Annotated in this window: 25 protein-coding genes; 21 read left to right on the plus strand and 4 right to left on the minus strand. The window is 51.3% G+C overall.

The window, feature by feature from the left end:
- Window positions 1-93 precede the first annotated feature (93 nt).
- The 14 genes from gamL (at window position 94) to OGW44_RS19710 (ending at window position 6,538) form a co-directional block, all read left to right on the plus strand.
- Entirely contained in the window at window positions 94-378 is a 285-nt protein-coding gene (gamL, locus tag OGW44_RS19645; protein WP_069219607.1) for a host nuclease inhibitor GamL, read from the plus strand.
- A gap of 18 nt (window positions 379-396) precedes the next feature.
- Window positions 397-1,143, plus strand: a complete 747-nt coding sequence (gene bet, locus OGW44_RS19650) for a phage recombination protein Bet (RefSeq protein WP_069219606.1) — start codon at window positions 397-399, stop codon at window positions 1,141-1,143.
- Window positions 1,140-1,763, plus strand: coding sequence for a lambda exonuclease family protein (locus OGW44_RS19655; protein WP_069219605.1), 624 nt, complete (start codon window positions 1,140-1,142; stop codon window positions 1,761-1,763). Before bet ends, OGW44_RS19655 begins: the two co-directional genes overlap by 4 nt.
- Window positions 1,760-2,221, plus strand: coding sequence for a hypothetical protein (locus tag OGW44_RS19660; RefSeq protein ID WP_260490305.1), 462 nt, complete (start codon window positions 1,760-1,762; stop codon window positions 2,219-2,221). Before OGW44_RS19655 ends, OGW44_RS19660 begins: the two co-directional genes overlap by 4 nt.
- Complete coding sequence (locus tag OGW44_RS19665) at window positions 2,218-2,769, plus strand: phage N-6-adenine-methyltransferase (protein ID WP_185655118.1); 552 nt, start codon at window positions 2,218-2,220, stop codon at window positions 2,767-2,769. Before OGW44_RS19660 ends, OGW44_RS19665 begins: the two co-directional genes overlap by 4 nt.
- A 97-nt stretch (window positions 2,770-2,866) precedes the next feature.
- Window positions 2,867-3,139, plus strand: a complete 273-nt coding sequence (locus OGW44_RS19670) for a DUF5405 family protein (RefSeq protein ID WP_071701032.1) — start codon at window positions 2,867-2,869, stop codon at window positions 3,137-3,139.
- Window positions 3,136-3,357 carry a TraR/DksA family transcriptional regulator gene (locus OGW44_RS19675; protein ID WP_185655117.1) on the plus strand — a complete coding sequence of 74 codons (222 nt, stop codon included), beginning with the start codon at window positions 3,136-3,138 and terminating at the stop codon, window positions 3,355-3,357. The genes OGW44_RS19670 and OGW44_RS19675 overlap by 4 nt, the downstream gene beginning before the upstream one ends.
- Window positions 3,358-3,435: 78 nt before the next feature.
- Window positions 3,436-3,816 carry a phage protein NinX family protein gene (locus OGW44_RS19680; RefSeq protein WP_185655116.1) on the plus strand — a complete coding sequence of 127 codons (381 nt, stop codon included), beginning with the start codon at window positions 3,436-3,438 and terminating at the stop codon, window positions 3,814-3,816.
- Complete coding sequence (locus OGW44_RS19685; RefSeq protein ID WP_045617920.1) at window positions 3,779-4,018, plus strand: DUF4222 domain-containing protein; 240 nt, start codon at window positions 3,779-3,781, stop codon at window positions 4,016-4,018. The genes OGW44_RS19680 and OGW44_RS19685 overlap by 38 nt, the downstream gene beginning before the upstream one ends.
- 8 nt (window positions 4,019-4,026) lie before the next feature.
- Window positions 4,027-4,263, plus strand: a complete 237-nt coding sequence (locus OGW44_RS19690; protein ID WP_100245789.1) for a hypothetical protein — start codon at window positions 4,027-4,029, stop codon at window positions 4,261-4,263.
- A 104-nt stretch (window positions 4,264-4,367) separates the two neighbouring features.
- Window positions 4,368-4,745, plus strand: a complete 378-nt coding sequence (locus tag OGW44_RS19695) for a beta-sandwich lipoprotein (RefSeq protein ID WP_185655115.1) — start codon at window positions 4,368-4,370, stop codon at window positions 4,743-4,745.
- Between the two features lie 51 nt (window positions 4,746-4,796).
- The gene (locus OGW44_RS19700; RefSeq protein WP_185655114.1) at window positions 4,797-4,961 is read left to right on the plus strand and encodes a hypothetical protein; all 165 of its coding nucleotides are present in this window, start codon (window positions 4,797-4,799) and stop codon (window positions 4,959-4,961) included.
- A gap of 9 nt (window positions 4,962-4,970) precedes the next feature.
- Complete coding sequence (locus OGW44_RS19705) at window positions 4,971-5,219, plus strand: excisionase family protein (protein WP_047500635.1); 249 nt, start codon at window positions 4,971-4,973, stop codon at window positions 5,217-5,219.
- 35 nt (window positions 5,220-5,254) lie between these two features.
- Complete coding sequence (locus OGW44_RS19710) at window positions 5,255-6,538, plus strand: tyrosine-type recombinase/integrase (RefSeq protein ID WP_185655113.1); 1,284 nt, start codon at window positions 5,255-5,257, stop codon at window positions 6,536-6,538.
- Window positions 6,539-6,564: 26 nt separating this feature from the next.
- On the opposite strand, the gene ycgN is transcribed toward OGW44_RS19710, so the two are convergent.
- The 3 genes from ycgN to OGW44_RS19725 form a co-directional block, all read right to left on the minus strand.
- Window positions 6,565-7,011 (minus strand): cysteine cluster protein YcgN, encoded by a 447-nt coding sequence (gene ycgN, locus OGW44_RS19715; RefSeq protein ID WP_016153373.1) that lies wholly within the window; start codon window positions 7,009-7,011, stop codon window positions 6,565-6,567.
- Window positions 7,012-7,103: 92 nt separating this feature from the next.
- Entirely contained in the window at window positions 7,104-7,763 is a 660-nt protein-coding gene (locus OGW44_RS19720; RefSeq protein ID WP_103283747.1) for a fumarylacetoacetate hydrolase family protein, read from the minus strand.
- A 69-nt stretch (window positions 7,764-7,832) separates the two neighbouring features.
- Window positions 7,833-8,126: a YcgL domain-containing protein gene (locus tag OGW44_RS19725; RefSeq protein WP_016153375.1), complete on the minus strand. Its 294-nt coding sequence runs from the start codon at window positions 8,124-8,126 to the stop codon at window positions 7,833-7,835.
- Between the two features lie 126 nt (window positions 8,127-8,252).
- Between OGW44_RS19725 and minC the strand changes: the two genes are divergently transcribed.
- The 3 genes from minC to minE are packed head-to-tail and all read left to right on the plus strand — an operon-like array spanning window position 8,253 to window position 10,066.
- Window positions 8,253-8,960 (plus strand): septum site-determining protein MinC, encoded by a 708-nt coding sequence (gene minC / locus OGW44_RS19730; RefSeq protein ID WP_016153376.1) that lies wholly within the window; start codon window positions 8,253-8,255, stop codon window positions 8,958-8,960.
- Window positions 8,961-8,983: 23 nt separating this feature from the next.
- Window positions 8,984-9,796, plus strand: a complete 813-nt coding sequence (gene minD, locus OGW44_RS19735; protein ID WP_003020956.1) for a septum site-determining protein MinD — start codon at window positions 8,984-8,986, stop codon at window positions 9,794-9,796.
- Between the two features lie 3 nt (window positions 9,797-9,799).
- Complete coding sequence (minE, locus tag OGW44_RS19740; protein ID WP_001185666.1) at window positions 9,800-10,066, plus strand: cell division topological specificity factor MinE; 267 nt, start codon at window positions 9,800-9,802, stop codon at window positions 10,064-10,066.
- Between the two features lie 87 nt (window positions 10,067-10,153).
- Here minE and OGW44_RS19745 read toward each other — a convergent pair whose 3' ends face one another.
- Window positions 10,154-11,071 (minus strand): LysR family transcriptional regulator, encoded by a 918-nt coding sequence (locus OGW44_RS19745; RefSeq protein ID WP_016153377.1) that lies wholly within the window; start codon window positions 11,069-11,071, stop codon window positions 10,154-10,156.
- A 103-nt stretch (window positions 11,072-11,174) separates the two neighbouring features.
- Here OGW44_RS19745 and OGW44_RS19750 point away from each other — a divergent pair, with 103 nt between their 5' ends.
- The 4 genes from OGW44_RS19750 (at window position 11,175) to OGW44_RS19765 (ending at window position 16,320) form a co-directional block, all read left to right on the plus strand.
- Window positions 11,175-12,257, plus strand: a complete 1,083-nt coding sequence (locus tag OGW44_RS19750; RefSeq protein ID WP_185655112.1) for a tartrate dehydrogenase — start codon at window positions 11,175-11,177, stop codon at window positions 12,255-12,257.
- Between the two features lie 255 nt (window positions 12,258-12,512).
- Entirely contained in the window at window positions 12,513-14,114 is a 1,602-nt protein-coding gene (locus OGW44_RS19755; RefSeq protein WP_049043155.1) for a BCCT family transporter, read from the plus strand.
- Between the two features lie 45 nt (window positions 14,115-14,159).
- Window positions 14,160-15,284 (plus strand): carnitine monooxygenase, oxygenase subunit YeaW, encoded by a 1,125-nt coding sequence (yeaW, locus tag OGW44_RS19760; RefSeq protein WP_104651350.1) that lies wholly within the window; start codon window positions 14,160-14,162, stop codon window positions 15,282-15,284.
- A 70-nt stretch (window positions 15,285-15,354) separates the two neighbouring features.
- Complete coding sequence (locus OGW44_RS19765; RefSeq protein WP_016156788.1) at window positions 15,355-16,320, plus strand: PDR/VanB family oxidoreductase; 966 nt, start codon at window positions 15,355-15,357, stop codon at window positions 16,318-16,320.
- Window positions 16,321-16,338: the final 18 nt, after the last annotated feature.

Here is a 16,338-nt window from a genome sequence, read left to right on the forward strand (position 1 = left end):
ACACCAGCTTAACCCGCGAACAGGCTATCGAAGTGCTTACCGCTCTGAAAGATGACCTGATCCCTTGCGCGAAAATCCATTACTGAGGCAATCATGAACGCATTCCTCACTTACGACCGCATCGAAGATCGGCGATGGGTTGAGCAGAAACTCACCGAAGAGAAAGAGAAGTGGATCGACGACCGGGCGCAGCAAATCATTGACATGATGCCAAAAGAGCCGTCCGGCCTCTTCCACTTCACGGTCCCGATTGATTCCAGCCCATACGAAGGACTTCGCAGCGATAAAGCTGGCGAGGTCTACAACGATTTCATTTCGGCAGTTGCTTACGCCCAGGCGGAGCACGACTGGGAACACCGTACCGGCTGCCCGTTTTAATTTTTGAGGGGATTAACAATGAGCACTGCACTTTCCACCATGGCCGGGAAACTGGCAGCACGCCTCGGAATGGATGCCGGTACAGACCTGATGAATACGCTGAAGAATACAGCGTTTAAAGGTGGCAACGTAACGGACGAACAGTTTACAGCCCTGCTGATCGTCGCCAACCAGTACGGTCTGAACCCATGGACCAAAGAGATTTACGCCTTCCCCGATAAAGGCGGGATTGTCCCGGTAGTCGGCGTCGATGGATGGGCGCGTATTATCAACGAGCACCCGCAGTTTGACGGCATGGAATTCTCTTACGACAAAGAAGAAGGCGCATGCACCTGCAAGATTTACCGCAAAGACCGTAAGCACCCGACCATCGTCACCGAGTACATGGGCGAATGTAAACGTAATACTCAACCCTGGCAGTCCCACCCTACCCGCATGCTTCGCCACAAGACGCTTATCCAGTGCGCGCGCCTGGCCTTTGGTTTCGCTGGCATCTTCGATCAGGACGAGGCAGAGAGAGTTATTGAAGGAACAACGGCAGAGGTTCACGTGGGCCATGAATCAGATAGCCGTCGCCCGGAACTAATCGCAAAAGGTGAGTCTGCCGCGCGTCTTGGTACCGTCAAGTATCAGGAGTTCTGGGTGGCGTTAAGCGGAGAAGAGAAACAGGTGATCGGCGCAGTTGAGAAGCGCCGCATGTATGACATGAGTCTTGCAGTCGACAGTGCCGAACCTGTCAATGTCGCAGAGATGGAGGCTGAATGATGGAACAACGCACCCCTGAATGGTTTGCTGCGCGCTGCGGCAAGGTCACAGCCAGTCGCCTGGCTGATGTCATGGCCCGTACTAAGTCTGGCTACTCCGCCAGCCGCCAGAACTACATGGCAGATCTGATTTGCCAACGGCTGACCGGGAAGATGGAGGAAGGGTTTTCGAATGCCGCGATGATGCGAGGTACCGAACTGGAGCCAGTAGCCCGTGAGATGTATGCGCTAAATGAGTTCGATGCTGAAATCACTGAAGTTGGACTCATCGATCACCCAGCCATCTATGGATTCGCAGCCAGCCCGGACGGACTTGTTAACGACGACGGGCTTATCGAAATCAAATGCCCCAACACTTGGACCCATCTTGAAACGCTGAAAACAGGTGAGCCAAAGCGCCAGTACATGCTGCAAATGCATGCACAGATGATGTGCACCGGGCGGAAATGGTGTGATTTCGTTAGTTTCGATGATCGCTTGCCGCCTGATCTCGCGTATTTCAAGAAGCGTATTAATTTCGATGAAGAACTTGCGCGAGAAATCGAATCTGAAGTTAAGAGCTTTCTTGCGGATCTGGAATCTGAGATCCAGAAAATAAAATGCCATGGTAAAGCGGCATGAGCAGCGTCGCATGGCAACCGTGGGAAAACCTGTTCCTGCATGAAGTTGGCAGATCAATGCCGGTTCAGATTATCGCAGAAAAACTTGAGCGTTCCGAATCAGCAATCACTCGCCAGGCATCACGCATCGGCGCACCACTTATCAGCAAGATGACCGGAAGAGTATGGACGCCAGCTGAGCTTCATCTCTTTGGTCTGTTCTCAGAGGAAGAGATAGCCAAGGCAACCGGTCGCTCCATTTACTCAGTCAGAAGCAAGCGTAACGCGCTGGCCCGCTCCGGAGGATTAACTATGCGTGAATGGTCAACGGAAGAGTTAGCGATACTCATGCGCTACACCAACGCAGAAGTAGCAGAGATTACCGGTAGGAGTATCGAAGAGGTCGGAGATAAGCGGCTGGCTGTGAATATTGAGCGGAATGGATGGGATGTGAGAAATCCTGAACGGGAGGATTCATGACCGATTATACCGGCAGCAACACGCCAGCGGATCGTCGTGATTTGTGGCGTACACCACCGGCATTGTTCGCGGCGCTTGATGCTGAATTCTGCTTTCAACTGGACGCAGCCGCAGCACCTCATAACGCGCTGTGCCGAAAGTTTATTACCGCCGATCAGAACACGCTGGAAACGCCGTGGGCCAACTACCTCACCATTCCCGGTTACGCCTGGTTGAATCCACCATACAGCGATATCACGCCATTCGTGAAGAAAGCAGCAACGGAGAGCAAAAACCAGATCGGCACCGTCATGCTGGTTCCGGCTGATACGTCTGTCGGCTGGTTCCGTGAGGCTATCGAGACAGCCAGCGAAGTTCGCTTTATCACCGCCGGGCGACTGGCATTTATCAACCCGGTCACCGGTAAATCGGTTTCGGGAAATAATAAAGGATCGATGCTCATCATCTGGCATCCGTACCCGCGTACACAATGCCACTTCGCAACTGTGGAGCGGGACGAACTGATGACTTTCGGAGCGAAACTTCTCGCTCGACGGGACGCAGCATGACGCTAACCAAACGAATCACAAGGTCGCTATGTTGGCCTTTTTATTTTCTCGCGTTCACCTTCAACCGAATTAACCGACAGTTCATGGAGCACTGATTATGAGCGAAAAATTACGAATTGAACTTGGCGATAAGTACGTCGTCACCGGGTCTGCGCATGACCTGATTCTTAACGAGAAGAAGATTTCCAAGGAAGGTAAAAACGCCGGACAGGAAGTGCTTTCTCGCCTTGGTTACTACAGCAAGTTTGAACACCTGGTGCGTGAATTAATGCACAAAGAGATTCTGGAATCCGAAGCGCAGACACTCACTGAATTACGCGACCACATCTATCAACTCAGCGAGAGGCTGGGTAAGGCTGTTGGACTATGACATCAGAAATCATCGATCAGGCCAGTGCTCTCGAAGAGATGATGCGCGACCATGCTATTCAGGCTCACAGACTCAATCACTCAGCAGTATCAGCAACGCACTGTGAGGAATGCGGTGACAAGTTACTTGATGCTCGCCGGAAAGCGTATCCGGGATGCACGATGTGCGTGGATTGCCAGAGCAATATGGAGTTGCGTAAGAAGATTGGGAGGATGTGATGTGGCCCATCTGTAAACACTGCGGACGTATGTGCTGGGGCGGTTGGTGCGTCAAATGTGACAAGCGAGGGTGATGTGATGGATTACAGCAAGATGAGTGACCAAGAAATTAATAAGTTGGTGGCATTCGCTTTGGGCTGCAAAGAGGTCGTTCCTGATATTTTCATGAGCGATGATCGACGGTACGAATTCGACAAACCAAAGAATAAATCAGGTAACAAATTCTTTTTCGACCCGTGCAACAACGTAGCGGACGCTTGGCCGATTATCGTTGATAAGAAAATTGGCCTTAAACCGGTTCGCTGGAATGAATGGAGGGCAGAAGGTGATGATAGTTGCGGATTCCTCTCTTACACGCAAGCAGATAAAAACCCACTCCGCGCCGCAATGATTGTATTCCTCATGATGAAGGAGTCACTCAATGTTCCAGCTAATTCAACGGGGTCAGATATACGCTGACCAGCACGGTTGGCCCGTCATCATCCACAGCTGCACATCACAGATAGTCCGCTACTGGCGACAGGGCCGGATCAACACCGCATCAATAGACCGCTTTAATAACGACTTCGAGCACCTAGACCCACACGAGGCGGCACAGATACGCGCCGAACTTGAAACAGCAGAACACTTAAAACGCCTCCGCGCTATGCGTGCGGCATGAGGAGAGATATGAGCACCATTCAGGATATTCGCAACAAGTTAGCCGAGCTAGTTCCAGAGGCTCATCAGGTAGCTTGTTCTCTGGAAATCGGCGATGAGAGAACTGAAGCCTTCGAATTATACGAGGCACTACGACGACTTCAACGCCGAGGCGCTGCAAGCGACATGCTATCCGCTACAAATCCACTTCTCGCAGATTGTCACGAAGGTGATGACGAAGATTGGTGGGACGATGAAGACGACTGACGCAACTGATAGCCAGTTATGAGCTGGCTATTGGGTGCGAATGCACTGCCACGTTATCCCCCATTTGCCCTCCATTGTGAGGGCATTCTTTTACAGGTGAACCAATGAAGAAAGGATTTCTATTGCTGAGCGTTCTGGCGCTTTCGGCATGTGATGTCAATGATGCTGACGTAGCCAGTCGTAACGTTAGTAAGGCTGCAGATAACTTTGAATCTCAGCGCCGCTTTGTCTTCTATAACGGCATCACCGGCGAATTCATGCTGGAAATTACCGGCTTATGCTCGAAAGACAATACCAGCACCGATCGGACGCTGGGAGTAATTTGCAAAACTGGTCCAGATGTATACAAAAAGCACATGCTTGGCCTGTCAGATAACGTCACATGGTTTATGGAGGATTTGAGCGGAACAAACGCCAGCGTCAATCACTACCGTGTGACATTCAAACCATCAGTAATTATTCCTGATATCGAAGTCAGATAAACAACTCTGCACCCGGCCACAGTGCCGGGTTCTTTTTGCCTGGAGAAAACCATGACTCGCGAAGAAGCCATTAACAAACTCAAGATTTTGCAAAGGATGGGAGATAAGGAAATCGCTCATTGCAACGCTGACGACGTGATCTGCGAACTTCTGAAGGCGCTTGGTTATGAGGATGTGGTTAAGGAATACGACGAAATAGATAAGTGGTATGCATAGGAGAAAACCATGAGCGACATTATCCAATTGACGCCCAATAAGTGGGTATCCGAAGAAGTTCTGATGGCTATTACTGGCCTGACAAAGAACGCGATCAAGTCAGCACGCACAAATTCATGGATGGAGGGTCGAGAGTATCGTCACTATTCCGGAGACTGTCAGCCAAAGGAGAACTCCCCTATCCTCTACAATCGACACGAAGTCGATAACTGGGTTGAGCGTCAACGACCGGCGATCCCGCGCCAGAAATCTGCTTAAATACCCTCCCCCACTAAACAAACGCAGGAGATTTTATGTCTGGTTATCCAACTGGAGTGGAGAACCACGGCGGCACTTTGCGCATATGGTTCATATATAACGGGAAAAGGGTCAGGGAAAGCCTTGGCGTTGTTGATACTGCAAAGAACAGGCGCATTGCTGGAGAGCTTCGCGCCTCTGTTTGTTTCGCTATAAAAACGGGTGCATTCGATTACGCCAGACAGTTCCCACAGTCACCCAACCTGAAGAAATTCAATATCGCGCCGCCGGGGATAACTGTTGCTGAACTGGCAGCTAAATGGCTGGAGCTTAAGAGAATGGACTTAACCCTTAACGCCCATCTCCGATATGTATCGTATATCACGATCGGAACCGACATTCTCGGAGGCGGCCGGATGGTTGACTCTATAACTCATGAGGATGTGCTTAACGTAAGGAAGGAATTACTGACCGGCTACCAGATATGCGGTGCGCACCAGAAAAACAGGTCAGTGAAGAAAGGGAGGACGGTAAGGACGGTTAACGTCTATGTTACCTGCATGAAGGGAATGTTTGATTTTGCGGTTTTGAATGGATACATAAGCAAATCACCATTTGCTGCAGTTACTCCACTCAAAAAATCTAAGTCAGATCCGTCGCCGCTTACCCATGATGAATACCATCGCTTTCTTGAGAAATGCCCATGCGAACAGATACGGAACCTATGGAAGCTTGCGTTTAATACTGGCATGCGCCATGGTGAGATATGTGCTCTTGCATGGGAGGACATCGACACTAAAAACTGGACGATTCGCATCAGCAGGAACCTTGCCATTTCCAATCATTTCACGCCACCAAAGACAGAAAGTGGTAACCGGACAATCAACCTCACCACTCCGGCTATCGAGGCACTGAAAAGCCAGATGGCTTATACCAGGATGGGGAAACAACATCAGATAGACGTTCACCTCAGAGAGTTTGGCAGAACTCGCCGGGATGAATGCACATTCGTTTTTGTTCCCAGACTTACGGCAAGGAATGGAAAAGGAGGTGAATGGTACTCACCCGGGTCATTCTCTGGAACGTGGAACAACATCTTAAGAAGGAGCGGAATTCCCCACCGCAAGTCATATGAGTCTCGACACACATATGCTTGCTGGGCATTAAGCGCCGGAGCCAACCCCAACTTCATTGCGGCTCAAATGGGGCATACGTCAGCACAGATGGTTTACAGCGTTTACGGTAAATGGATGACAGACAACAATGACAACCAATTGGCAATATTGAACGCGAATTTTGGAGGTAATACCCCACAGATGCCCCATGCTCAAAACGAGTAGAAACAAAATCCTTTAACCTCATGGAGTTAGTCCGCCCATGAAGGTTTGTTCAGGATATGATCCTGCCAGTCACGCACTTCCGATTCTTTCACCGCAATATGACGAACTGAGATACGTTCACCGTGCATCGCCGCTTTTGATCCTGTCAGCAACGGGTGCCACTCCGGCAGCCCTTTTCCTTCTGCGAGCAGACGATAGGCGCAGGTCATCGGCAACCATTCAAAAGTCGGCAGATTATCACGCGTCAGTTTGATGCAGTCAGGCTCGTACTCGAATCGACGTTCGTAATTACGACACTGGCAGGTTTTAATGTTGAGCTGACGACAGGCGACATTGGTAAAGTAGATTTCGTCAGTGTCTTCATCCATCAGCTTATGCAGGCAGCATTGACCGCACCCGTCACATAATGACTCCCACTCGGCATCGGTCATTTCATCAAGGGTTTTACTTTGCCAGAAAGGTATGTCGCTCATCAGGGTTTCCGCTATTGCAATAAAGCTGCACCTTATAACCAGTCTGGCACGCTGATGCAAGTTTTGCCGCCCGAAAAGGCGGCAAGCAGAGATTACAGCACGCGGGTTGTTAGCGTTTGACCGTGAAAACTGATGGCCAGTTCGTCGCCGCTGCTTAAAGGTCCCACGCCTGCTGGCGTTCCCGTTAGCACCACATCGCCCGCTTTGAGGGTAAAGAAACAGCTCATATAAGCAATCAAGGGAACGATGTGATGGATCATGTCCGCCGTGGAGCCGTGCTGACGTGTTTCACCGTTGACCGTTAATCCAAGCATCGTATCCTGCGGATCGCCATTAAATTCCGCCACCGGAATAAATCCAGACAGCGGGCAAGAATTATCAAAACCCTTCGCTTTTTCCCATGGCTGCCCCGCCTTCTTCATTTTGCCCTGAATATCGCGCAGGGTCAGATCCAGCGCGACACCATAACCGGCGATGGCTTTACGCACATGATCTTCTGTCGCTTGCCGCAGGGTCGCGCCAATCAGCACAGCCAGCTCAACTTCATGGTGGACAGACCCCATATCAGATGGGATCACCAGCGGCTGGCGCAAATCGCACAGCGCGGTTTCCGGTTTAATAAACAGAACCGGTTCTTCCGGGGTGGTTCCGCCCATCTCTTTAATATGGTTGGCATAGTTACTCCCTACGCAAACCACCTTACTCACCGGATAATCCAGCAGAGCACCATGCCAGTTGTGATGTTGATACATTACTTTCCCCTAACGTAGTCATAGATTTCAGGTACTGCATCGATGGAACGTGCTGCTGCCGGATGCAGTTTAACGTTTAGCATCTGGTGTATTTTGTTTTGCCGCTGCCAAATGCTGTTTAAGTAAATCTTCTGGCGGCGGAGGTATTTGTAAATAATAGCCCTGCTCGGTCAGGGCCTGTTTTACTTTTTCAAGATCGGCATTAACTAATTTTTTTCGCCCATCAAGCGGTAACATCATTGCCAGCGTCGGCTGACCAAATCCTCTCATCAGTTCTTCAGGAACGCGCGAGAAATCGTCTTTTTTTTCGACATATAAATAGGTCTGGTCACGTTTGCTGCTTCGGTAGATCACACAAAACATATCTTTTACTCTGAATTCACGGAATGGTGGCTTGCCTCAATATAATACTGACTATAACATGCCTTATAGTCTTCGGAATATCACCCCGCGCTGGGGATGATAAATAGCAAATTGAGTAAGGCCAGGATGTCAAACACGCCAATCGAGCTTAAAGGCAGTAGCTTCACCTTATCAGTGGTTCATTTACATGAAGCAGAACCCGAGGTTATTCGTCAGGCGTTGGAAGACAAAATCGCGCAGGCACCAGCTTTTTTAAAACATGCTCCCGTGGTGGTTAACGTGAGTGGTCTTGAAAGCCCGGTAAACTGGTCAGCGCTGCAGAAAGTTGTCGCGTCTACCGGATTGCGCATTATTGGCGTTAGCGGATGCAAAGACGCCAGACTAAAGGCAGAAATCGACGAAATGGGTCTTCCTTTACTGACTGAAGGTAAAGAAAAAGCTATTCGTCCTGCGCCTGTTGAGGTCCCGGCTCCCGTCGCTCCGCCGCAAAACGTTACTCCCATCACAAAAACACGATTAATAAATGTGCCGGTTCGTTCCGGTCAGCGCATTTATGCTCCACAATGTGATTTGATTGTTACAAGCCACGTCAGTGCGGGCGCAGAGCTTATCGCTGATGGCAATATTCATGTTTATGGAATGATGAGAGGCCGTGCGCTGGCAGGTGCAAGCGGCGATCGTGAAGCGCAAATTTTTTGTACCCATCTGACGGCAGAACTGGTGTCTATCGCAGGTGTTTATTGGCTGAGTGATAAAATCCCAGCAGAATTTTATGGCAAAGCGGCCCGTCTGCAATTAGCAGAGAACGCTTTGACAGTTCAACCGTTGAATTGATCCCTTTTTAACAAGGAATTTCTATGGCACGCATTATTGTTGTTACTTCGGGTAAAGGGGGCGTTGGCAAAACCACCTCCAGCGCGGCCATCGCTACAGGTTTGGCCCAGAAGGGAAAGAAAACTGTCGTTATTGATTTTGATATCGGCCTGCGTAACCTCGATCTGATTATGGGTTGTGAACGCCGCGTCGTTTACGACTTCGTCAACGTTATTCAGGGCGATGCGTCGTTAAATCAGGCGTTAATCAAAGATAAGCGTACCGAAAATCTCTTTATCCTTCCGGCCTCACAGACTCGCGATAAAGACGCGCTGACGCGTGAAGGCGTCGCGAAAGTTCTGGACGACCTGAAAACGATGGAATTCGATTTCATCGTCTGCGACTCCCCGGCGGGTATTGAAACCGGCGCGCTGATGGCCCTGTATTTTGCCGATGAAGCGATTATCACCACTAACCCGGAAGTCTCCTCTGTACGTGACTCTGACCGTATTCTGGGTATTCTGGCGTCGAAATCTCGTCGTGCGGAAAACGGTGAAGATCCGATTAAAGAGCATTTGTTGCTGACGCGCTACAACCCTGGCCGCGTAAATAAAGGTGACATGCTGAGCATGGAAGACGTACTGGAAATTCTGCGAATCAAGCTGGTTGGCGTGATTCCTGAAGATCAGTCAGTCCTGCGCGCGTCTAACCAGGGTGAGCCGGTTATTCTCGACATCAATGCTGATGCCGGTAAAGCCTATGCTGATACCGTAGACCGTCTGTTGGGAGAAGAACGTCCTTTCCGCTTCATTGAAGAAGAGAAGAAAGGTTTCCTCAAACGCCTGTTCGGAGGATAAGTTATGGCATTACTGGATTTTTTTCTCTCGCGGAAAAAGAGCACAGCGAACATCGCTAAAGAGCGACTGCAGATTATTGTTGCGGAACGTCGTCGTAGTGACGCCGAGCCACATTATTTACCGCAACTGAGGAAAGATATTCTCGAGGTTATCTGCAAGTATGTACAAATTGATCCCGAAATGGTCACCGTACAGCTTGAACAAAAAGACGGCGATATTTCTATCCTCGAACTTAACGTGACATTACCTGAAGCTGAAGAGTCTAAATAACGGCTTTGCTCAGTGAGTTATAGTTGCAAAAAAAGGCAGATTATTCTGCCTTTTTTATTTTCAGTTTCTTGCCAGGCTGTTGCGGATTTATTCCAAAGTAAACTTTGGATAGTTTTCGGCAAAATAGCGGCGCAAATACTCAACCGTAATACGGATTTTTGCCGACGTCGCCAGCCGAGAAACATAAACCGCCCATATATTTGCTGGTTGATAATACTCGGGTAATACGTGTACCAGATGTCCACCGGCAATGTTGTCGCAAACGTCCCACCACGAACGCAGGGCAATTCCCTGCCCATCAAGACACCACTGATGTACCACTTCGCCATGATTAGACGACAGAGGCCCCGTAACTTTAATTGAGTGAGCGCCCTCTTTATTACGCATTTGCCAGATGCCAAACGGATGGTCGCGCTCTTTGATAACCAGACAAGGAAAAGTGGAGAGATCGTTGAGTTGCTTCGGCGTCCCATGCTGCGCCACAAATTCCGGCGAGGCGCACAGAATACGGTAGTTAGTCGCCAGCTTGCGGGCAATCAGGTTCGGCGCGATATCATCCCCGATACGAATATCAAGATCGACGCCCTCATTCACCATATCCACCAGGCGGTCTTCAACATCGAACCTCAGTTCTAGCTGCGGGTACGCTTTTGCCAGCGCAGACAGCGCCGGAGCCACCACCCGACGGCCAAAACCAAAGCTACTAATAATACGTAGCATCCCCTGCGGGATCTGCCTGGCATCCGACAACTCGTCCATCATCTGATCGACATCCTGCAGGATCCGCTGCGCCCATTCGTAGATCCGCTCCCCCTCTTCCGTGATGGTTACACGCCGCGTTGTCCGGTGCAGCAGCACCACGTTCAGTGTCTGCTCCAGCAGGGCTACTCGCTTACTGATAAAAGCCGGTGATACACCCAGTTCCTCGGCAACGGCGGCAAATCCTGCCCGACGGGCAACCAGCATAAAGACGCGTAAATCATTTAGCAGCGGCAGATTATTCATGATCTGTGTTTTATGTTTCACCAGTTAGGGGGATTAACTATTAATCAGTCAATTATAGGATAAGGGGAAAGTCAATTTTGATGGCGTACAAGTGAGAGCTGCTATGAAGAAAACCTGTCGTATTGCCGCTATCCCCGGAGATGGCATTGGTAAAGAAGTGCTGCCTGAAGGCATTCATGTGTTACAGGCAGCCGCCGAGCGTTGGGGGTTGTCGCTCAGCTTTGAGCAAATGGAATGGGCCAGCTGCGAGTACTACGCCCATCACGGTAAAATGATGCCGGATGACTGGCATGAGCAGTTGCAATCCTTTGATGCTATCTATTTTGGCGCCGTTGGTTGGCCGGACACCGTACCGGACCACATCTCTTTATGGGGCTCGCTGCTTAAGTTTCGCCGCGAATTCGACCAGTACGTCAACCTGCGTCCGGTACGCCTGTTCCCGGGAGTCCCTTGCCCACTGGCGGGCAAGCAGCCAGGCGACATTGATTTCTACGTCGTACGCGAGAACACCGAGGGAGAATACTCTTCTCTCGGCGGACGCGTGAGTGAAGGGACGGAACACGAGGTGGTTATCCAGGAGTCGGTCTTCACCCGTCGCGGCGTGGATCGTATATTACGTTACGCTTTCGAGCTGGCGCAAAACCGCCCGCGCAAAACCCTGACCTCGGCGACCAAATCCAATGGTCTGGCCATCAGCATGCCTTACTGGGACGAGCGTGTTGAAGCAATGGCGGCTAACTATCCTGAGATCCGTTGGGATAAACAGCATATCGATATACTGTGCGCCCGCTTTGTGATGCAGCCGGAGCGCTTTGACGTTGTGGTTGCCTCCAACCTGTTCGGCGACATCCTCTCCGATCTGGGTCCGGCCTGTACCGGGACGATTGGCATCGCGCCTTCTGCCAACTTAAACCCGGAACGCACCTTCCCGTCCCTGTTCGAGCCGGTGCATGGTTCGGCCCCCGATATTTACGGAAAAAACATCGCCAACCCGATTGCCACTATCTGGGCTGGCGCCATGATGCTGGACTTCCTTGGCAACGGTAATGCCAACTATAAGGCTGCCCACGACGGTATTCTGGCGGCAATTGAGCACGTTATTGCCAGTGGCCCGAAAACGCCGGATATGAAAGGCAGCGCCACCACGCAACAGGTGGGAGAAGCCATCTGTCAGGCACTACGTTAGAGGTCAAACCACGAAATATGAGCCGCGTCACTGACGCGGCTTTTTTATGCGTTTTGTGGAGCCAATAACCTGCGCTAATTCACCTTTTATTATTTCCGTTCCGTGTTTTATTGCTTCACGCATCGGGCAATTGTTTAATTCATGTAAAGAACAAATAATAAAATTGTTAAATATAAAGTAACTCATTCTACCCCTACAGCATGATAACAACGACAGGCTAATGCCATACGCGGGCAACTGTGCCCAGGAGATCCCATGTTGAGCAACGTCAAGAAAAAAGACATGCCGCTGATAGCCATCAGCCTGGTGGCTATTCTTTTCATCGCCGCCACACTTAGTCTCTTCCCTCAGCAGTCTGCACAAGTCGCAAATACCCTTTTTAACGGCGTTACCCGGATGCTGGGTTCCGCCGTGCAGATCCTCGTTCTGATGGCTATGGGTCTGGTCGTCTGGCTGGCTACCAGTAAATACGGCAACATCCGTCTGGGAGAAGGTAAAGCGGAATACAGCACGCTCTCCTGGCTGTTTATGTTTATATGCGCCGGATTAGGCTCCTCCACGCTCTACTGGGGCGTTGCTGAGTGGGCCTATTATTACCAGACCCCGGGTCTGAATATCGCGCCGCACTCGCAAAAAGCGCTGGAATACAGCCTGCCTTACTCCTTTTTCCATTGGGGGATCAGCGCATGGGCGACCTACACGTTGGCCTCATTAACCATGGCCTACCACTTCCATGTGCGTAAAAACAAAGGACTGAGCCTGTCCGGGATTATCGCCGCCATTACCGGCGTGCATCCGCAGGGTGTCTGGGGTCGCCTGGTTGACCTGATGTTCCTGATCGCGACAGTTGGCGCGTTAACTATCTCTCTGGTCGTCACCGCCGCCACCTTTACCCGCGGTTTGTCTGCCCTGACGGGGTTACCGGATAACTTCACGGTGCAGGCGTTTGTGATCCTGTTCTCTGGCGGCATTTTCTGCCTGAGCTCCTGGATTGGCATCAATAACGGTTTGCAACGTCTGAGCAAAATGGTCGGCTGGGGGGCGTTTTTACTGCCGCTGCTGGTGCTGATCGTCGGCCCGACCGAGTTCATCACCAACAACATCATCAACGCCATCGGCCTGACGACACAAAATTTTTTGCAAATGAGCCTCTTCACCGACCCGCTTGGCAACGGTGAGTTCACCCGTAACTGGACGGTGTTCTACTGGCTGTGGTGGATATCCTACACGCCGGGCGTGGCAATGTTTGTCACTCGCGTATCCCGTGGTCGCAAAATCAAAGAGGTTATCTGGGCATTAATACTCGGTAGCACTGTTGGCTGCTGGTTCTTCTTTGGCGTGATGGAAAGCTACTCCATTCACCAGTTTGTGAACGGCGTGATCGACGTACCGCAGGTTATGGCGACGCTGGGCGGTGAGACAGCCGTACAGCAAGTGTTGATGTCGTTGCCTGCCGGGAAACTGTTTCTGGTGGCGTATCTGGCGATCATGATTATATTCCTCGCCTCACACATGGATGCTGTGGCCTACACCATGGCGGCCACCAGCACGCGCAACCTGCAGGAAGGGGAAGATCCGCAGCGCAGTCTTCGTCTGTTCTGGTGCGTGGTCATCACCCTGATCCCATTATCAATTTTGTTCACCGGCGCGTCCCTGGAAACCATGAAGACCACGGTGGTTCTGACCGCTCTTCCATTCCTCGCCATCCTGTTGGTGAAGGTTGGCGGTTTTCTGCGCTGGGTACGGCAGGACTATGCCCACGTTCCTGCGCATCAAATTGAAAGCCATCTTCCCGAAGCGCCAGTTGACGTCCCGGTCGCGCCACCGGCCGGGACACTACTCAAAGGCGACAATTAAGCGCCAGTACAAAAATCCTCTTACTCACAAATTAAAGGTATTCCAATGAGCAATCTGAGCCCTGATTTTATTCTGCCGCAAAATTTCTGTGCCAACCCGCAGGATGCCTGGACTATCCCGGCCCGGTTTTATACCGACCATCAGGCTTTCGAACACGAACAAGAGAAGGTGTTCGCTAAAAGCTGGATTTGCGTCGCCCACAGTAGCGAACTGGCGAAACCCAATGATTATGTTACCCGAGAAGTGATTGGCGAGAATATCGTGCTGGTACGTGGGCGCGATAACGTGCTGCGGGCCTTCTACAACGTCTGCCCGCATCGCGGTCATCAGTTGTTGAGCGGTGAGGGGAAAGCGAAAAATGTGATTACCTGCCCTTACCACGCATGGGCGTTCAAACTTGACGGCAATCTGGCGCATGCGCGTAACTGCGAAAACGTCGCCAACTTCGACAGCGAAAAAGCGCACCTTACACCGGTACGTCTGGAAGAATATGCCGGATTCGTGTTTATAAACATGGATCCGAACGCGGGCAGCGTGGAAGAACAACTCCCTGGTCTTGCAGACAAAGTTATCGAAGCCTGCCCAGACGTGCATGACCTGAAACTTGCTGCACGTTTTACTACCCGTACCCCAGCCAACTGGAAGAATATCGTCGATAACTATCTGGAGTGCTACCACTGCGGTCCGGCCCATCCAGGTTTTTCCGACTCGGTCCAGGTTGACCGTTACTGGCATACCATGCACGGCAACTGGACGCTGCAATACGGTTTCGCCAAACCTTCAGAGCAGTCATTTAAGTTCGAAGAAGGGGTTGATGCCGCCTTCCACGGTTTCTGGCTGTGGCCGTGCACCATGCTCAACGTGACGCCAATCAAAGGCATGATGACCGTTATCTACGAATTCCCGGTAGATGCGGAAACCACGCTGCAAAACTATGACATCTACTTCACCAACGAAGAGCTGACCGAAGAGCAGAAACAACTGATCGAATGGTATCGCAACGTCTTTCGTCCTGAAGATTTACGTCTGGTTGAAAGCGTACAAAAAGGGCTGAAATCGCGCGGGTATCGCGGCCAGGGACGCATTATGGCGGACACCAGCGGCAGCGGCATCTCCGAGCATGGCATTGCCCATTTCCATAATCTGGTCGCCCAGGTTTTTCAGGAATAACCCGGGGCTTTTACGACAGGTTCCGGCGCGTCGCTGAGCCGCGTCGGACAGATTTTTTAGGGAGGCCGCAATGTCTGATTATCAAATGCAAGAAGTCCGGGTCAGCCGGATTGAGACGATTACCGCGCAGGTAAAATGCTTCACTTTAACGGCGACCTCAGGCCAGCCGTTGCCTGCGTTTCAAGGTGGCAGCCATATTATCGTGCAGATGCGCGATGGCGAGAATCTGTACAGCAATGCGTACTCGCTGATGAGTTCACCACGCGATACGCGCGCCTATAAAATCGCCGTACGCCTGGAGGAGGCGTCCAAAGGCGGCTCACGATATCTGCATCAAAACGTGAAGCCCGGCGACACGCTCACGATCTCCACACCAAATAATCTCTTCGCCCTCGCTCCTCAGGCACAAAAACATCTGTTAATTGCCGGAGGTATCGGCATCACACCGTTTTTATCGCAACTCCCGGAGCTGGAACAATCTCAGACGCAATGGCAACTGCACTATTGCTCTCCCAGCAAGGAGACCTGCGCGTTTCATGACGAACTCATGCAACACCCCAGCGCCAATCGCATTCATCTGCACCTGTCGAACGCAGGCACCCGCCTCGATTTAGCCCGTCTGCTGGCAGATGTTGAACCCGGCACGCATATCTACACCTGTGGCCCTGCGGTGCTCAACGATGCTGTCAGAGAAGCGGCTTCCCGCCTTGGGCTGGACAGCAATACGCTACATTTCGAACAATTTGCCGTGGAAGAGAAAGGCGGCGACGCCTTCACCCTGGTGCTGGCGCGTTCCGGGCGCGAGTTTGTGGTCCCGGAAGAGATGACCATTTTGCAGGTTATCGAAAATAACAAAGCCGCCCGGGTTGAGTGCCTGTGCCGGGAAGGTGTTTGCGGCACCTGCGAAACGACGATTCTCGAAGGGGAAGCGGATCACCGCGATCAGTATTTCAGCGACGACGAAAAAGCCAGCCAGCAAAGCATGCTCATCTGCTGCTCGCGCGCCAAAGGTAAGCGCCTGGTGCTCGATCTGTAGCGTTGCGCAGGCCGGGTC

It is taken from the genome of Citrobacter sp. Cb023 (assembly GCF_030336805.1).
In the GTDB taxonomy this organism is placed as follows: domain Bacteria; phylum Pseudomonadota; class Gammaproteobacteria; order Enterobacterales; family Enterobacteriaceae; genus Citrobacter; species Citrobacter braakii.

Bases quoted from the DNA above. Each gene is read 5' to 3' on its own strand.
- gamL (WP_069219607.1), top strand. From the start codon at position 94: ATGAACGCATTCCTCACTTACGACCGCATCGAAGATCGGCGATGGGTT.
- bet (WP_069219606.1), top strand. From the start codon at position 397: ATGAGCACTGCACTTTCCACCATGGCCGGGAAACTGGCAGCACGCCTC.
- OGW44_RS19655 (WP_069219605.1), top strand. From the start codon at position 1,140: ATGATGGAACAACGCACCCCTGAATGGTTTGCTGCGCGCTGCGGCAAG.
- OGW44_RS19660 (WP_260490305.1), top strand. From the start codon at position 1,760: ATGAGCAGCGTCGCATGGCAACCGTGGGAAAACCTGTTCCTGCATGAA.
- OGW44_RS19665 (WP_185655118.1), top strand. From the start codon at position 2,218: ATGACCGATTATACCGGCAGCAACACGCCAGCGGATCGTCGTGATTTG.
- OGW44_RS19670 (WP_071701032.1), top strand. From the start codon at position 2,867: ATGAGCGAAAAATTACGAATTGAACTTGGCGATAAGTACGTCGTCACC.
- OGW44_RS19675 (WP_185655117.1), top strand. From the start codon at position 3,136: ATGACATCAGAAATCATCGATCAGGCCAGTGCTCTCGAAGAGATGATG.
- OGW44_RS19680 (WP_185655116.1), top strand. From the start codon at position 3,436: ATGGATTACAGCAAGATGAGTGACCAAGAAATTAATAAGTTGGTGGCA.
- OGW44_RS19685 (WP_045617920.1), top strand. From the start codon at position 3,779: ATGTTCCAGCTAATTCAACGGGGTCAGATATACGCTGACCAGCACGGT.
- OGW44_RS19690 (WP_100245789.1), top strand. From the start codon at position 4,027: ATGAGCACCATTCAGGATATTCGCAACAAGTTAGCCGAGCTAGTTCCA.
- OGW44_RS19695 (WP_185655115.1), top strand. From the start codon at position 4,368: ATGAAGAAAGGATTTCTATTGCTGAGCGTTCTGGCGCTTTCGGCATGT.
- OGW44_RS19700 (WP_185655114.1), top strand. From the start codon at position 4,797: ATGACTCGCGAAGAAGCCATTAACAAACTCAAGATTTTGCAAAGGATG.
- OGW44_RS19705 (WP_047500635.1), top strand. From the start codon at position 4,971: ATGAGCGACATTATCCAATTGACGCCCAATAAGTGGGTATCCGAAGAA.
- OGW44_RS19710 (WP_185655113.1), top strand. From the start codon at position 5,255: ATGTCTGGTTATCCAACTGGAGTGGAGAACCACGGCGGCACTTTGCGC.
- ycgN (WP_016153373.1), bottom strand. From the start codon at position 7,011: ATGAGCGACATACCTTTCTGGCAAAGTAAAACCCTTGATGAAATGACC.
- OGW44_RS19720 (WP_103283747.1), bottom strand. From the start codon at position 7,763: ATGTATCAACATCACAACTGGCATGGTGCTCTGCTGGATTATCCGGTG.
- OGW44_RS19725 (WP_016153375.1), bottom strand. From the start codon at position 8,126: ATGTTTTGTGTGATCTACCGAAGCAGCAAACGTGACCAGACCTATTTA.
- minC (WP_016153376.1), top strand. From the start codon at position 8,253: ATGTCAAACACGCCAATCGAGCTTAAAGGCAGTAGCTTCACCTTATCA.
- minD (WP_003020956.1), top strand. From the start codon at position 8,984: ATGGCACGCATTATTGTTGTTACTTCGGGTAAAGGGGGCGTTGGCAAA.
- minE (WP_001185666.1), top strand. From the start codon at position 9,800: ATGGCATTACTGGATTTTTTTCTCTCGCGGAAAAAGAGCACAGCGAAC.
- OGW44_RS19745 (WP_016153377.1), bottom strand. From the start codon at position 11,071: ATGAATAATCTGCCGCTGCTAAATGATTTACGCGTCTTTATGCTGGTT.
- OGW44_RS19750 (WP_185655112.1), top strand. From the start codon at position 11,175: ATGAAGAAAACCTGTCGTATTGCCGCTATCCCCGGAGATGGCATTGGT.
- OGW44_RS19755 (WP_049043155.1), top strand. From the start codon at position 12,513: ATGTTGAGCAACGTCAAGAAAAAAGACATGCCGCTGATAGCCATCAGC.
- yeaW (WP_104651350.1), top strand. From the start codon at position 14,160: ATGAGCAATCTGAGCCCTGATTTTATTCTGCCGCAAAATTTCTGTGCC.
- OGW44_RS19765 (WP_016156788.1), top strand. From the start codon at position 15,355: ATGTCTGATTATCAAATGCAAGAAGTCCGGGTCAGCCGGATTGAGACG.